The 16,000-nt window shown below is 71.7% G+C and carries 12 protein-coding genes and 1 pseudogene; 11 read left to right on the forward strand and 2 right to left on the reverse strand.

The features are described from left to right. The 9 genes and pseudogenes from BMY61_RS37570 to BMY61_RS37610 form a co-directional block, all read left to right on the forward strand. Positions 1-376 (forward strand): annotated as a pseudogene (locus BMY61_RS37570) (urocanate hydratase); the annotation flags it as partial. Between the two features lie 7 nt (positions 377-383). Then, on the forward strand, positions 384-1,628 hold the full coding sequence (locus BMY61_RS37575) for an allantoate amidohydrolase (RefSeq protein WP_042456705.1): 1,245 nt from the start codon (positions 384-386) through the stop codon (positions 1,626-1,628). Then, positions 1,619-2,974, forward strand: a complete 1,356-nt coding sequence (locus tag BMY61_RS37580; RefSeq protein ID WP_425314734.1) for a formimidoylglutamate deiminase — start codon at positions 1,619-1,621, stop codon at positions 2,972-2,974. The genes BMY61_RS37575 and BMY61_RS37580 overlap by 10 nt, the downstream gene beginning before the upstream one ends. Before the next feature lie 136 nt (positions 2,975-3,110). Next, positions 3,111-4,268, forward strand: a complete 1,158-nt coding sequence (hutI, locus tag BMY61_RS37585; RefSeq protein ID WP_042456699.1) for an imidazolonepropionase — start codon at positions 3,111-3,113, stop codon at positions 4,266-4,268. A 146-nt stretch (positions 4,269-4,414) separates the two neighbouring features. Then, positions 4,415-5,128: an LPXTG cell wall anchor domain-containing protein gene (locus BMY61_RS37590; RefSeq protein WP_042456696.1), complete on the forward strand. Its 714-nt coding sequence runs from the start codon at positions 4,415-4,417 to the stop codon at positions 5,126-5,128. 277 nt (positions 5,129-5,405) lie between these two features. Continuing rightward, entirely contained in the window at positions 5,406-6,752 is a 1,347-nt protein-coding gene (locus BMY61_RS37595; RefSeq protein WP_236656593.1) for a WxL domain-containing protein, read from the forward strand. A gap of 131 nt (positions 6,753-6,883) precedes the next feature. Continuing rightward, on the forward strand, positions 6,884-7,930 hold the full coding sequence (locus BMY61_RS37600) for a COG1470 family protein (protein WP_244904231.1): 1,047 nt from the start codon (positions 6,884-6,886) through the stop codon (positions 7,928-7,930). After that, positions 7,927-9,183, forward strand: coding sequence for a hypothetical protein (locus BMY61_RS37605; protein WP_052439295.1), 1,257 nt, complete (start codon positions 7,927-7,929; stop codon positions 9,181-9,183). Before BMY61_RS37600 ends, BMY61_RS37605 begins: the two co-directional genes overlap by 4 nt. Then, entirely contained in the window at positions 9,180-10,553 is a 1,374-nt protein-coding gene (locus tag BMY61_RS37610; protein ID WP_042456692.1) for a hypothetical protein, read from the forward strand. The genes BMY61_RS37605 and BMY61_RS37610 overlap by 4 nt, the downstream gene beginning before the upstream one ends. Before the next feature lie 64 nt (positions 10,554-10,617). Here the strand turns inward: BMY61_RS37610 and BMY61_RS37615 are convergent, their stop codons facing one another. Further along, the gene (locus BMY61_RS37615; RefSeq protein WP_042456689.1) at positions 10,618-12,144 is read right to left on the reverse strand and encodes a peptide MFS transporter; all 1,527 of its coding nucleotides are present in this window, start codon (positions 12,142-12,144) and stop codon (positions 10,618-10,620) included. Between the two features lie 208 nt (positions 12,145-12,352). Then, the gene (locus tag BMY61_RS37620; RefSeq protein WP_042456687.1) at positions 12,353-13,852 is read right to left on the reverse strand and encodes a peptide MFS transporter; all 1,500 of its coding nucleotides are present in this window, start codon (positions 13,850-13,852) and stop codon (positions 12,353-12,355) included. A gap of 148 nt (positions 13,853-14,000) precedes the next feature. Here BMY61_RS37620 and BMY61_RS37625 point away from each other — a divergent pair, with 148 nt between their 5' ends. Both BMY61_RS37625 and BMY61_RS37630 read left to right on the forward strand, forming a co-directional pair. Further along, positions 14,001-14,675, forward strand: coding sequence for a response regulator transcription factor (locus BMY61_RS37625; RefSeq protein ID WP_042427662.1), 675 nt, complete (start codon positions 14,001-14,003; stop codon positions 14,673-14,675). A 22-nt stretch (positions 14,676-14,697) separates the two neighbouring features. Beyond that, on the forward strand, positions 14,698-15,948 hold the full coding sequence (locus BMY61_RS37630) for an ATP-binding protein (protein WP_042456684.1): 1,251 nt from the start codon (positions 14,698-14,700) through the stop codon (positions 15,946-15,948). Positions 15,949-16,000 lie beyond the last annotated feature (52 nt).

The raw sequence follows: 16,000 nt of genomic DNA on the forward strand, positions 1-16,000 counted from the left end.
GGCGGCGCCGATCGTGATCGGCCGCGACCACCTGGACTGCGGTTCGGTGGCGTCGCCGTACCGGGAGACCGAGGCGATGCTCGACGGCTCGGACGCGATCGCGGACTGGCCGCTGCTGAACGCGATGGTGAACGTGGCGTCGGGTGCGTCGTGGGTGTCGATCCACCACGGTGGCGGTGTCGGCATCGGGCGTTCGATCCACGCGGGTCAGGTGACGGTCGCGGACGGCACGAAGCTGGCGGGCGAGAAGATCCGCCGGGTGCTGACCAACGACCCGGGCATGGGCGTCATCCGCCACGTCGACGCGGGCTACGACCACGCCGTCGACGTCGCCGAGGAGCGCAACGTCCGCATCCCCATGCGCGAGGGTGAGTGACCTTCCGATGACTGAGGCTTACGAGGAGGAGCTCGGCGACGCCGCGGACGGCTACCGCCGGATGTGGCGCGAGCTCCTCCCCGTCGGCCGCTTCCAGGAGACCGGCGGCTACCGCCGGTTCGCCTGGACCAGCGCCGACGCCGAGTGCCGTGCCTGGTTCGCGGAGCAGGCCGCCGCGCGCGGGCTGACCTACGAGCTGGACCGCAACGGCAACCAGTGGGCCTGGTACGGGGACCCGGACGCCGGCGACGCCGTCGTCACCGGCTCGCACCTGGACTCCGTCCCGGACGGCGGCGCCTACGACGGGCCGCTGGGCGTCATCTCCTCGTTCGCGGCGCTCGACGCGCTGCTCGCGAGCGGTGCCCGCCCGACCCGCCCGATCGCGATCACCAACTTCGTCGACGAGGAGGGCGCCCGTTTCGGCGTCGCCTGCGTCGGCTCGCGCCTGACCGCCGGGGTGCTGACGCAGGACCAGGCCTTCCGGCTCCGCGACGCCGACGGCATCTGGCTGCCCGACGCCATGGCCGCCGCCGGGCAGGACCCGGACGCCATCGGCAAGGACGAGGCACGCCTCGCCCGCGTCGGCGCCTACGTCGAGCTCCACGTCGAGCAGGGCCGCTCCCTCGACGCGACCCCGCACGCCGTCGGCGTCGCCTCGGCGATCTGGCCGCACGGGCGCTGGCGCTTCGACTTCCACGGCGAGGCCAACCACGCGGGCACGACCCGCCTGGAGGACCGCCGCGACCCGATGCTGACCTACGCCAACACCGTGCTCGCGGCCCGCAAGAAGGCCAAGCTGGCGGGCGCGCTGGCCACCTTCGGCAAGGTCAGTGTCGAGCCCAACGGCACCAACGCCATCGCCTCGCTGGTGCGCGGCTGGCTCGACTCGCGCGCAGCCGACGAGACCACGCTGACGGCGCTCGTCGACGAGATCACCGCCGCCGCCACCGAGCGTGCCGAGCGCGACGGCGTGCGTGCCGAGATCGTGCGCGAGTCCTACACGCCCGTCGTCGACTTCGACGACGCGCTGCGCGACCGGCTCGTCTCCATCCTCGGCCCGGACACCCCCGTCCTGCCGACCGGCGCGGGTCACGACGCGGGAATCCTCTCCGGAGTCATCCCGACTGCGATGCTGTTCGTGCGGAACCCCACCGGTGTCTCGCACTCGCCGTCCGAGTCGGCCACCGAGCCCGACTGCCTGGCCGGGGTCGCCGCGCTCGCCAAGGTGCTCGAGGAGATGACCTGCCGATGACGACCTTCTGGGCTCCGCACGCGTGGCTGCGCCGCGAGGGCGGCTCGCTGACCGCCGTCGAGGACGACGTGCGGATCGACGTCGACGCCACCGGGCGGATCAGCGCGATCACGCCCGACAGCGGTCCGGCGCCGGAGGGCGCCACGGTGCTGACCGGGCTGGCCCTGCCCGGCATGGCCAACGCCCACTCCCACGCCTTCCACCGCGCGCTGCGCGGGGCGGTGCAGGTCGGCAGCGGCACTTTCTGGACCTGGCGCGACACCATGTACCGGGCCGCCGACGCGCTCGACCCGGACAACTACCTCGCGCTCGCCACGGCCGTCTACGCCGAGATGGCCCTCGCCGGCATCACCGCCGTCGGCGAGTTCCACTACGTCCACCACCAGCCGGGCGGCACCCCCTACGCCGACCCGAACGCGATGGGCGAGGCGCTGATCGAGGCGGCGGCGCGAGCCGGCATCCGGATCACCCTGCTGGACACCTGCTACCTCTCCAGCGGCTTCGGCGAGGCCCCCAACCGGCACCAGACCCGGTTCAGCGACGGGACGGCCGAGGCGTGGGCCTCGCGCGTCTCGCTGCTGAAGGAGCGTGACCACGCGAAGATCGGCGCCGCGATCCACAGTGTGCGCGCGGTCCCGGCGGAGCAGTTGGGGACGGTGGCGGTGTGGGCGAAACAGCGGCAGGCACCGCTGCACGTGCACCTGTCGGAGCAGGTCGCCGAGAACGAGGCCTGCCTGGCCGCGCACGGCGTCACCCCGACGCAGCTGCTGGCCCGCCACGGCGTCCTCGGCCCGCGCACCTCGGCTGTTCACGCGACGCACCTGTCCGAGGAGGACATGCGGCTGTTGACCGACACGTCCACGGTCATCTGCATGTGCCCGACGACCGAACGCGACCTCGCCGACGGCATCGGCCCCGCCCGCAAGCTCGCCTCCGGCGGCTGCCCGATCTCGCTCGGCTCCGACAGCCACGCGGTGATCGACCTCTTCGAGGAGGCGCGCGCCCTGGAGCTGAACGAGCGTCTGGCGACGCAGCGCCGCGGCCACTGGACGGCGGCGTCCCTGCTGCGCGCCGCGACGGAGGACGGTCACGTCTCCCTGGGCTGGTCCGAGGCGGGCCGCCTGGAGCGCGGAGCGCTCGCGGACTTCTGCACGGTCGCACTGGACACCCCGCGCACGGCAGGCCAGGCCCCTCGTCTCGGCGCGGAGACGGCGGTCTTCGCGGCGACGTCCGCGGACGTGCGCGACGTGGTCGTGGGCGGCCGCATCGTGGTCCGCGACGGTGTTCACACGGCCGTTCCGGAGACGGGGCGGGCTCTGACGGAAGCTGTTTCGGCACTTCGGTGAGTTGCACTGTGCAGGGGCGCGGGGAACTGCGCGAGAACCACCCTGTGCGGATGGCCCTGCGCGTTGGGGACCATCCGCGCGTGGGTGGCTTGTCGCGCAGTTCCCCGCGCCCCTCGATGGTCCCCAAGGAGAAGCTATGACCACCCTGATCACGAACATTGGTTCGCTGCTCACCAACGACCCCGAGCTGGGCACCCTCACCAACGCGGCGATCGTCCTCGAGGGCGACCGCGTGGCCTGGGTCGGTTCCGACCTTTCCGCGCCCGCCGCGGACGAGCGGGTCGACGCCGAGGGACGGGCCGTCATCCCCGGGTTCGTCGACTCGCACTCGCACCTGGTGTTCGCGGGCGACCGCACCGCCGAGTTCAACGCGCGGATGTCCGGCAAGGCGTACACGGCCGGCGGCATCCGCACCACCGTCGCGGCCACCCGCGCCGCGAGCGACGAGCAGCTCGACGCGAACATCCGCCGCTACTTCGACGAGATGCTCCGCCAGGGCACCACCACCGTCGAGGTGAAGTCCGGCTACGGCCTCACCGTCGCGGACGAGGCCCGCGCCCTGCGGATCGCGGCCGCGCACACGCAGGAGACCACCTACCTGGGCGCGCACGTCGTCGCGCCCGAGTTCGCGGACGCCCCGGCCGCCTACGTGGAGCTGGTGACCGGCGAGATGCTCGACGCCTGTGCGCCGCACGCGCGCTACGTCGACGTGTTCTGTGAGCGCGGCGCGTTCGACGGGGACCAGGCGCGGGCGATCCTTACCGCCGGTGTCGCCCGCGGGCTCACCCCGCGCGTGCACGCGAACCAGCTGACGCAGGGGCCGGGTGTGCAGCTCGCGGTGGAGCTCGGCGCAGCCAGTGCCGACCACTGCACGCACCTGTCCGACGAGGACGTGAAGGCGCTGGCCGACGCGCACGCGACGACCGTCGCCACGCTGCTGCCGGGCGCGGAGTTCTCCACCCGCGCCGTGTACCCGGACGCGCGGCGGCTCATCGACGCGGGTGCGACGGTCGCGCTGTCGACCGACTGTAACCCGGGGTCCAGCTTCACCAGCTCCATGCCGTTCTGCATCGCCGTCGCCGTGCGCGACATGGGGATGACGCCGGACGAGGCCGTCGTCGCGGCCACCCTGGGCGGAGCCCGCGCGCTGCGCCGCACGGACGTCGGGCACCTCGCACCGGGCGCCCGCGCGGATCTGGCGATGCTGGACGCGCCGTCCCACGTGCACCTCGCATACCGGCCGGGTGTGCCGCTGGTCAGCGCCGTCTGGCAGGGGGGCGCGCGGGTCTGCTGACGCGCCTGGCCGGCCGCCCTGCACCACGACGCTCCCATTGCTCACTGAGAAGGTCGCTGCACGAGGGTTCCCCCCGTCGTGTCCCTGTCGTACCGTCGGCGACAATCTGACGACTCGTCAGTAAGGTGCGGCCGGAGGAGGGCACAGTGGGCAGCAGGACCACCAGGAGGGCCGCCGTCGGCCTCGTCGCCGCGGGGATGGCGACGGCGGCGGCCATCACACCCGCGCACGCGGCGACGGTGCCGGTCAACTACAACTGCCAGACCCCGATCGGGCAGAAGAGCGCGGTCTCGCAAGTCGAGATCTCCGCCACGCAGAGCGGTTCGGGCTACGCGGTGACGGTCACCTTCACCAACGGTGTCTCCTCCAGTCCCGTCCCGCTGGGGGCCGGCTCGATGACACCCAGCGTGGTCGTCGCCGTCGGCGGCGCCGACAGTGGGAGCTTCACCGCGAACGGGACGCCCAACGCCCAGCAGATCCCGGCGAACAGCCCGATCCGCATCGGCAGCATGACCGGTACGTACACCCCGCACCACACCGGTTCGGTCACGCTCACGCCGTCGACGCTCACCATCAAGGCGCTGGGCACGACCACGACGTGCACGCCGACCGGCTCGGTCTCGCCCGCGCTGACGCTGACCGTCGCCACGGCCTCGTCGGGGAGCGGGTCGTCCTCGTCCTCGTCCTCGTCCTCGTCGAGCTCGAGCACGTCGACCGGGGGGACCCTGCCGCAGACCGGTCCGGCGGACGACGCCGCGGCGTTCGGCCTCTTCGGCGGGACGGTGATGCTGGTGGGCGTCGGTGGCGCGCTCTGGCTCACCAGGCGCGGTCGTCACGGCCGACTCGGCGTGCGGCCGTGAACGCGCGGGTCTGCGTGCCTTGACTTCTAAATCTGACGGGCCGTCAATTATGGCCTGCAGGGGGGATGGGACTTCCCTGTGCACGAGGCCGGCCGCCCCGTCCACGGCAAGGGAACCAGGGAGGCCGGCCCGCACGGCACCGTAGCGCCGTTCGCAGGATAGTCCGAGGCCGCACCACTCGGCAGATCGACCTCCGAAAGGGCCGCAGCGGTGACCGTGACGGCCGTCACGCAAGGCGCGTGAAGGTCGTCCGACCACCGAAAGGAGCACCACTCACGTGTTCCACCACTCTTCGAGCATCCTCAGACGCGCAGCCGTCAGGAAACTGACGCAGGCTGTCGCCTGGGGAGGAGCCGCCGCGCTCGCGGTCGGTGCACCGGTCGCCCTGGCCGGGTCCGCGCATGCCGCGTCGGCGAAGGGGACCACGGTCTCCTACGCGATGACCTGCATCCCGCCGTCCATCTCCGGGCTGCCGCCCCAGCACGGCACCGCACAGGCGGAGATCACCCTGTCCGACACCACGCCGACGGCGGGGGAGACGGTCACCGTCACCTACGACGTGATCGCGGCGGCGGCGGGCAACCCGTCCACCTTCACCATCCCGGCCAACAGCGTCAGCGCCACCGGCACGGTGACGTTGGCGGGCGCGGTGACGACGCCGGTCAGCGTCGCCAACTCGGCCGTCCCGAACCCGGCGATCGCGCCCGGGGGCGCCTTCCCGGAGTTCCAGATGACCGGCACGTTCGTCTCGCCGGCGTCCGGCACGATCAACTTCTCGCCGGACGGCATGACCATCAGCGTCGCCGGCACCAACACCGTGTGCACCGTCGACACGGAGCCGGCTCCGGTCTCCAACTCGGCGACCGCCACGATCCCGAACAACCGCAAGCTCAGTGACACGCCCAACCAGGGCCCGGTCGGCACCAAGGTCAGCGTGACCGGCTCCGGCTACACCGCCGGCGCCACCGTCACGGTGGCCGGCTTCGCGGGCACCTCCGGCACCGGCGACCTGACCCAGGTCACCGCCGACGCGAGCGGGAACATCAGCGGCACGCTGACCGTCAACGCGCCGACGACGACCGGCATCATCGCCTTCGAGGGCTCGACGTACACCCCGGCGACGGCCTCCGCGCCGGCGCCGTTCACCGTCACCGCCACGGTCAAGCCCGGTGACCTGCAGCAGACGCTGAACTCGACCGTCCTCTCCGGGACGCTGAGCATGACGCAGGCGGGCACCGCGGTCACCATGACCCCGGTCCCCTTCGGCACCGGCGGCGCCTCGACCGGCACGCTCAACACCGTCACCGTCCAGGACTACCGCGGCGGCTCGACCGGATGGTCCCTGACGGCCAGCAACACCAACTTCACCGGCCCCGGCACGGCGAGCCTCCCGGCCTCCGCCCTCAGCTGGTCGCCGACCTGCACCACGACCACGGGCAGCCCGAGCACCTGCGCGCCCGGCTCCGCGGGCGTCGTCGGCGCGACCGGCGCGACCCTCGCGAGCACGCCCGCGGCGAACCTGACCGGCGGTCAGTTCGCGGCCGGTGCGGGTCTCACCCTCACCGTCCCGGCGTTCACCGCGCCCGGGGCGTACAGCTCCACCCTCACGCTGACGCTGGCGTAGGGGCGCACGACCGTACTTGATCAGGGGGCCCGGACCACCACTCCGGGCCCCCGCAAGGGGAAGGTTGAGTGATGAGGGACCGTTGCACTGCCCCTCAGGGGCGCGGGGAGCTGCGCGACAAGCCACCGGGGGTGGTGAGCCCCCGAACGCGCAGGGCCATCCGCCCGGGGTGGTTTCTCGCGCAGTTCCTCGCGCCCCTGATGGTGCTCCTCGCCGTCGGTCTCGCAACCCCCGCGCATGCCGCCGACAACGGGACCTGGGCCGTCTTCCCGACCCCTCCTGCCGGGACGGCGACGCCGGGACCGGGTGACCGGCAGTACTTCTACCTCGAATCCGCGCCCGGACGGGTCCTCTCCGACCGCGTCTCCGTGGTGAACCTCACCACCAAGCCGAAGTCGTTCACGCTCTACGCCGCCGACGCGTACAACACCCCTCGGGACGGCGGCTTCGCGCTCCGCACCGTGGGCCAGCGGATGACCGGTGTCGGTGCCTGGACCAAGCTCAACGCCACCAGCCTCACCGTGCCGCCGCGGACCCGCGCGGACATCCCCTTCAGCATCGCCATTCCCACCACCGCCGAGCCGGGTGACCACCCCGGGGCGATCGTCGCCGTGGAGACCGACGTGGAGGCGACCACGCAGCAGGGCGGACTCGCCGTCGGGGTCAAGCGCGCCGTGGGCGCTCGCATCTACCTGCACGTCACCGGCCAGTCCGTGCCCGCGCTCAGTGTCGACGCCGTCTCCGTCGAGCGCAGCGCACCGCTCGTGCCCGGCCTCGGCGCCAGCCGCGGGACGCTGCACTACACCCTCACCAACCACGGCAACGTGACGTTGCACCCCACCGTCGAGGTCAGCGAGACCGGTTGGTTCGGTTCTGTCTATCACCGGCCACCGACAAGCACCGGCGTCGAGCTGCTGCCCGGACAGTCCGTGCAGCTCACGCTGGCCCTGCCGGCGCCTCCCCAGTTCGACGACGTGTCGGTGACCGTCAAGGCCGCCGACGGAGCGACCGCCGGTCAGGGACAGACCGAGTACCTGGCGGTGCCCTGGCTCGTGGTCGTCGTCGTCGTGCTGGCGCTCGCGGGGCTGGGCGTCTGGCTCTGGCTGCGGGCGAAACGGCGCCGTGTGCACCGAGGCGGACGCAAGCGGAGCCGTGAACCGGCGGGGGCGGCGGCGTGAGGCGGCACCTGTTCACACTGCGCGGCGCCTTGGCGACCGTGGCGACGCTGCTGCTGGCGCTCGCGCTGCCGGTCGTCCTGCCGCCCGGGACGGCCCGCGCGGCGAACACGCCGGTCGTCGTGGCGCTGCCCGCCTCCGCGAAGCCGGGCGCGACCACGACGGTGGGTGGTTCGGGCTGGCCCGCGCACGTGCTGCTCACCGTGCTGCTGTGCGGCCAGAACGCGGTGGCCGGGACGGACGACTGCGCGAACGCCTCCGGACGGGCCGTCACCACCGACGCCGCCGGGCGCTTCACCGAGCCGCTGACCGTCCAACTACCGCCGGAGCCCTGCCCGTGCGTGATCCACGTCAGCACCGTCCTGGGCGGTTCCACGAGCACGGACACGCCCTTCGACGTGATCGGCGCACCGGTGAAGCCCATCCCGGTGGACGCCGCCGGCAGCGGTCACCTGATCGCGCTGAGCGAGAGCCTGACCGGGGACAGCAACCTGCTCAACGTCTTCGGGGCCCCGCCCTCACGGACGCTCAAGGTGATCGTCACCAATCTGGGGGCCGCGCCGGTCGTCAATCCCGAGTTCCGGTTGGGCACCTCCCACTCGGTGCTCGCGCCCGAGTGGAGCGCGGCGCCGTGGCAGGGAGTGATCCAGCCGGGCCAGAAGGTCGAGGTCGACCTGCCGGTCGAGTTCGACTCGGGCGCCAGCGGGCGCTGGACCGTCGCGCTCAGCTACCAGGGCAAGCAGGACTTCGCCACCGCCTACGAGGACCTGCCGGCGGCGTGGGGCGTCACCCTGTTCTGGTTCCTGCTCGGGCTGGTCGTCGCCGTCGGCCTCTACCGGATCGGGATGGCCGTGCTGGACCGGGTCCGTCCCGACGTCGTCGAGCGCCATCGCGAGCGGCGACTCTCGCGACTGGGCCGCCACCGCGCCGGGGCCGACGTGATCGGTCCGGTGGAGGAGGGGTCGGGGGAGGACGAGGCGGCGGACGAGGCGCCGACGCAGGTGATCCCGCTGGTCCCGCCGCCCCCGCCCTTGCCGATGTCGTCGCCCGCGCAGCCCGCGTCCCCGACAGCGGTGTCCCCGCAGCCCGCGCCTCCGATGCCTGCATACGCGCCGACCGTCCGGCCCGCGCTGCCGGCCGCGCCCGCGGCGCCGACCCTGCCCTGGTTCGCTCCGGGCACGGTGACCCTGACCGCACCACCCCAGGCCGCACCCCTGGTCCGACCACCCCAAGCGGAAAGGCCAACTGACACGTGAACAGCATCCGGCCGGCCGCGGGCGCGCTGACGGCCCTGCTCGCCGCCTCACTCCTGGCGGTCGCCGCGCCCAGCGCGTCCGCCGCCCAGTCCAGTTTCTCGACGACCTGCAACCCACCGGTGGGTGGTGCCGTGCACGGCACCACCGTGGTGGACGTGACCAGTGACGACGCGAATCCAAAGGTCGGCGACACGGTCACGCTGACCTGGAAGTTCGTGCAGGCCGCCTCGCAGAACCCCGGCTTCGTCGACCTCCAGCCGGACACCGTGCAGCCGACGGGGCACGTCTCCGTGGGCGGTGCGCAGACAGCGACCGTCGCGATGAGCGGACCGCGCAAGAACCCGTTGATCCCGAAGAACTCGCCGATGGTGCTCTCGGACATGACCGGGACGGTCAAGCTGACCACGGCCGGGGACGTGACGGTCACGCCCGCGGACTACAACATCAACGTCAGCACGTTCAACGCCGACACCCCCTGCAAGCCGGACGCGACCGCCCCGGTCGGCCTCACCCTCCACGTCGCCGCCTCCGGCGGCGGGACGACCGGCGGGACCACGACGGGTGGCACGACCACCGGCGGCACCACGACCACGGGTGGTACCACGACCGGCGGGACGACCACGGGCGGCACCACGACCACGGGTGGTACCACGACCGGCGGGACGACCAGCGGTGGCACGACCACGGGCGGGACCACCACGGGCGGCACCACGGGCGGCAGCACCGGAGGCGGCTCCGGTGGCGGCAGCTTCCCGGGGACGCCGGTCCAGGTCGCCTACACCTGCCAGACCCCCATCGGCGTCAAGAACGCCAACCCCACGGTCACCATCAGCGCGGTGCGCAGCGGTGACCACTACACGCTGACGGAGTCCTTCGCCTCGGGCGTCTCCTCCTCCCCGGTCGCGCTGGGCGCGGGGTCGATGGTTCCGAGCACCACCGTCGTCGTGGCCGGGGTCGACAACGGCTCGCTGACCCTGACCGGCCCGGCGAACAGCGCCACGATCCCGGCGAACACACCGATCAAGCCGAGCGACATGACCGGCACCTACGTCCCCGGGCACACCGGTGAGGTGAAGTTCGCGCCGGGCGTGCTGACGATCAAGGCCCTCGGCACGACCACCACCTGCTCGGCCACCAGCAAGCCGGGCGCCTCGCTGACCCTCGACGTCACCGCCGCCGGCGGGACCGGCGGTGTCTCCGGGACGGAGGACTCGGGAGGCAGCAGCGGCGGCAGTACCGGCGGGCTCGCCAACACCGGTGGCAACGACGACGCGTTCCGCGCGCTCGGCCTGATCGGCGGCAGCGTGCTGCTGCTCGGTGCGGCCGTCTTCGTGGTCACACCCTGGCGCCGCCTGCGCAAGGTGCGCTGAGAGACGCCGAAGGGGCGCCCCGCTCGACGAGAGCGGGGCGCCCCTTCGGGGTTTCGGCGCAGCGTCAGTGCACGTCGCCCATGAGGGCGCGGACCTTGCGGCGGTAGAGCACCATCGCCACGCCGGCCAGCAGCGCGGCCGCGCCCTGGATGGCGAACGAGGTGGTGCTCAGGAACGCGTCGCCCATGACCTGCTGGAGCACGGCGGCGACGCAGTCGCCCGCGGTGACGGCGAGGAACCAGATGCCCATCATCTGGCTGGCGTACTTCTTCGGCGCCAGCTTGGTGGTGACGGACAGCCCGACCGGGGAGAGCGTGAGCTCGCCGACGGTCTGGACCAGGTAGACCAGGGCCAGCCAGAGCGGGGTGACCAGGACTCCGCCGGAGGCGGCGGCCATCGCCAGCATCATGACGCCGAAGGACAGGCCGATCAGCGCCAGGCCGATGCCGAACTTCACGGCCGTGCTGGGGTTCTTGTCGCGGCGGTGCAGCGCCACCCAGAGCCAGGCCATGACCGGCGCCAGCGCCATGATGTAGAGCGGGTTCAGCGACTGGAACCAGGTGCTCGGGAAGTTGAAGCCGAACAGCTTGCTGGACGTGTTGTTCTGCGCGAACAGGCTGAGCGTCGAGCCGGACTGGTCGTAGATCATCCAGAAGATGGCCGCGGCGACGAAGAACCAGATGTAGCCGGTGAGCTTGCCGCGCTCGTCGGTGCTCAGGTCCTTGTCCCGACGGATCCGGGCGAAGACGATGACCGGGATGATCAGGCCGACGACCGTCAGGGTCCAAGTGACCCAGCCGACGGTGAGGTGACCGGCGAGGGCGACGGCGCCGAAGAAGGCCACCGCGAGAGCCAGCCAGAACAGACCCTTGCGCAGCATCGACGTGCGCTCGGCGCGGGACATGGGCGAGCTGACGACGCTGGACTTCGCGCTGAGGTTGCGGCTGCCCAGGACGTAGTTGGTCAGACCCAGGGCCATGCCGACGCCGGCGAGGGCGAAGCCGAAGTGGTAGCCGAGGCTGCTCTGACCCACGGTGCCGATCACCAGCGGCGCGGCGAACGCGCCCAGGTTGATGCCCATGTAGAAGATCGTGAAGCCGCCGTCCCGGCGCGGGTCGTTCTTGTCCGGGTACAGGTGGCCGACCATCGTCGAGATGTTGGCCTTGAGCAGACCCGAGCCGACGGCGATGAAGCCGAGGCCGACGAAGAAGGACACCGAGGCGGGCACGGCCAGCAGGAAGTGGCCGGTCATGATGATCACGCCGCCGACGAGCACGGTCTTGCGCGCGCCCCACAGACGGTCGGAGATCCAGCCGCCGGGCAGCGCGAGCAGGTAGACCATCGCGTTGTAGACGCTGTAGATCGCGGCACCGGTGGCAGCGTTGAGGCCGAGGCCGCCCTTGTCGTGCGGGGCGACCAGGTAGAGCACCAGCAGCGCGCGCATGCCGTAGAAGCTGAAGCGCTCCCACATCTCGGTCATGAAGAGCGTCGACAGACCACGCGGGTGCCCGAAGAACGTCTTCCTGGGGGAGCCGTTGGCGGCGACGGCGGAGGCCGCGTCGACAGCGAGCTCTACAGGTATCGGCGACATGGGCAAGTTCCTTGCAGGTTCAGTACAGGGGTTGCCCAACTGTAAGGTCCGCCTTTGAGTGCTTTTGACCGCGGCGGCCGGTAACTGATCTTTATGAGCTGATTGGTTCTGCATGAATGTGGCACAGAAGGCGCCCGTGGCCTTCGAATCTGTCGCCAGCACCCCGCTGTTCACGAAGAATCTATAGTCCGGCCATGTGAGCTGGTTCTCAGTGCACCTCGCCCAGGTAGCCGTGGATCTTGCGCCGGTTCAGCAGGATCGCCGCCGCGGCCAACAGGGCCAGGGCCACCTCGGCCAGCACGTAGCCGCGGCTGTTGAGATCGGCGCCGGCCGTCGTCGCCAGCGAGGTCACGCAGTCGCCGGCGGTCACCGCGAGGAACCAGACGCCCATCATCTGGCTGCCGTACTTCTCCGGAGCCAGCTTGGTGGTCACCGAGAGCCCGACGGGGGAGAGGCACAGCTCGCCGACCGTCTGGATCAGGTAGACCGCGCACAGCCAGAGCGGTGTCACCTTGGTCCCGCCCGACGCCGCCGCCAGCGCGCCCAGGAACACCGCGAACGAGAGGCCCACCAGGACCAGGCCGATCGCGAACTTGGTCGACGTCTGCGGCTCCCGGTTCCGCGCCGCCAGCCACTGCCACAGCCAGGCGAAGACGGGGCCCAGCGCCATGATGTACAGGGGGTTCAGCGACTGGAACCAGCTCGACGGGAAGTGGACCCCGGCCAGGCTGTTGGCGGTGTTGTCCTGGGCGAAGATGTTGAGCGTCGAGCCGCCCTGGTCGTAGATCATCCAGAAGATCGCGGCCGCGACGAAGAACCAGATGTAGCCGGTCATCTTCTGGCTCTCCAGCGTGGAGAGGTCCCGGTCCCGCTTGATCCGCAGCAGCGTCCAGGCCGGGAAGACCAGCCCGATCACCGTCAGCGGGATCGTCGCCCAGTTCAGCGTGAAGTGGCCGGTGCCCGCGACGATCCCGTAGAAGACGGCGGCCACCGCCAACCAGAACAGGCCCTTGCGCAGCACGCTGCGCCGCTCCGCCTCGCTGAGCGGCGTCGAGACGATGCTGCTGTGCGGGCTGAGGGTGCGCATGCCGAACAGGTAGATGGCCAGACCGATCCCCATGCCGATCCCGGCCAGTGCGAAGCCCAGGTGCCAGTTGACCTTCTGGCCCACCGTGCCGATCACCAGCGGCGCGAAGAAGGCGCCGACGTTGATGCCCATGTAGAAGACGGTGAAGCCGCCGTCCCGGCGCGGGTCGGTGGGGCCGTTGTACAGGTGGCCCACCATCGTGGAGATGTTGGCCTTGAGCAGTCCCGAGCCGAGCGCGATGAAGACCAGCCCCGCGAAGAACGAGCCCGTGGCCGGCAGGGCGAGCAGGAAGTGCCCGACCATGATGACGCCGCCCGCCACCGCCACCGTCTTGCGCGGCCCCCACACGCGGTCCGCCACCCAGCCGCCGGGCAGTGTCAGCAGGTAGACCATCGACACGTAGACGCTGTAGATCGCGGTCGCCGCGCTCTTGGAGAAGCCCAGCCCGCCCTCGGAGTGCGGGGCCGTGAGATAGAGGACCAGCAGCGCGCGCATGCCGTAGTAGCTGAACCGTTCCCACATCTCGGTGGTGAACAGGGTCGCGAGCCCCCACGGGTGGCCGAAGAAGGTGCGGTGGTGCCTGGGGTCTGTGCCCTGTCCCGTCGCCACGTCCTGAGCCATCGGCCGCACCACCCCTGCCCTTATGCCGCTTTTACACGTATCTGCCCGAGATTAGGCGAGGCGTCGGGGATCGGCGTCGCGCATCGCCCGGCTCTGCTCCGTTCGACGGAAGCGGGGGTGCGGCCCGTGCGCGCACTACGATCGACCCATGACGCGTGTACTGCTCGCCGAGGACGACATCGCCATCTCCGAGCCGCTCGCCCGCGCCCTGCGCCGCGAGGGCTACGAGGTGATCGTCCGCGAGGACGGCCCCTCCGCCCTGGAGACGGCCGGTTCCGGCGGCGGCGTCGACCTGCTCGTGCTCGACCTCGGCCTGCCCGGCATGGACGGCCTGGAGGTCGCCCGTCGGCTGCGCGCCGACGGCCACGGCTTCCCGGTGCTCGTGCTGACCGCCCGCGCCGACGAGGTGGACACCGTCGTCGGCCTCGACGCCGGCGCCGACGACTACGTCACCAAGCCCTTCCGCCTCGCCGAGCTCCTCGCCCGCGTCCGGGCGCTGCTGCGCCGCGGCACCGGAGACCTCACCACCGGCGCGCACGGCGTCAAGATCGACGTCGAGTCGCACCGCGCCTGGCTCGGCGACGACGAGATGCAGCTCTCCGCCAAGGAGTTCGAGCTGCTGCGCGTCCTGGTCCGCGACGCCGGCCGGGTGGTCACCCGCGAGCAGATCATGCGCGAGGTCTGGGACACCACGTGGTGGACCTCGACCAAGACCCTCGACATGCACATCTCCTGGCTGCGCAAGAAGCTCGGCGACGACGCGGCGAGCCCCCGCTACATCACGACGGTGCGCGGCGTCGGCTTCCGCTTCGAAAAGGGCTAGGAAAGGTCGAGGTCGTACCGCTGTGAGACGCAGGCTGCTCAACTCCACCCTGGCGGTGGTGCTGGTGACCGTCGCCCTGTTCAGCGTGCCGCTGGCGGTCGTGGAGAAGCGCAGCATCGAGGGCGCCGCACAGGACGCGGTGAAGACCGAGGCGATCCACATCCTCGGCGTCATCGAGAACCGCTATGCCGCGAACGAACCCATCGACCCCGCCGCGCTGGCCGGACTCAACGACTCCGGCTCCAGCCGCTACGCCGTCGTCCAGATCCCCGGTCACAGCGAGCCGATCATCCTCGGCACCCCGCCCAAGGGCTCCGACCCGGTCACCGCGACGGAGAAGGGCCCGCACGGCGAGACCGTCGTCGTCCAGGAGTCCCGCGGGCCCGTCGACGACTCCATCGTGCGGATGCTGCTGCTGCTCGTCGGGGTCGCCGCGCTGACCGTCGCCGCGGCCATGGCCCTGGCCATCTGGCAGGCCAAGCGGATCACCCGCCCCCTGATCGACCTCGCCGAGACCGCCGAGCGCCTCGGATCCGGTGACCCCCGCCCGCGCCAGCGCCGCTACGGCATGGCCGAGCTCGACCGCGTCGGCGAGATCCTCGACCAGAGCGCGGAACGCATCGGCCGGATGCTGACGGCCGAGCGCCGCCTCGCCGCGGACGCCTCCCACCAGCTGCGGACGCCGCTGACCGCGCTGTCGATGCGACTGGAGGAGATCGTCGAGACGGACGACCTGGACACGGTGAAGGAGGAGGCGGCGATCGCGCTCGGCCAGGTGGAACGCCTGACGGACGTGGTCCAGCGGCTCCTGACCAACAGCCGCGAGTCGCGCAATGCGGCGGCGGTCGCCTTCGACGTCGACGAGGTCATCAAGCAGCAGGCCGAGGAGTGGCGCCCCGCGCTGCGCCGGTACGGCCGCAAGCTCTACCTGGAGGGCCCGCCCGGCCTCCTGGCCGTGGGCACGCCGGGAGCGGTCGCCCAGGTGATCGCGGCGCTGATCGAGAACTCGCTCATGCACGGTGACGGGTCGGTCACCATCCGCACGCGGGTCCGCGACACCCGCGTCGTCATCGAGGTCCAGGACGAGGGCGCCGGCGTTCCGGACGAGCTGGGCGCCCGGGTCTTCGAGCGCACGGTCAGCGGCCACAACAGCACCGGTATCGGCCTCGCCGTGGCCCGCGACCTCGCCGAGGCGGACGGCGGCCGCCTGGAGCTGCTCTCGCAGCGACCGCCGGTCTTCGCGCTGTTCCTGGGCCGGCAGGAGAGTCAGTAGCAAGAGTCAGGGGCGCGGGGACCTCCCCGCGCCCCTCGGTCGTGCAACCGCC

This window comes from Streptacidiphilus jiangxiensis (assembly GCF_900109465.1).
GTDB classification, from domain to species: domain Bacteria; phylum Actinomycetota; class Actinomycetes; order Streptomycetales; family Streptomycetaceae; genus Streptacidiphilus; species Streptacidiphilus jiangxiensis.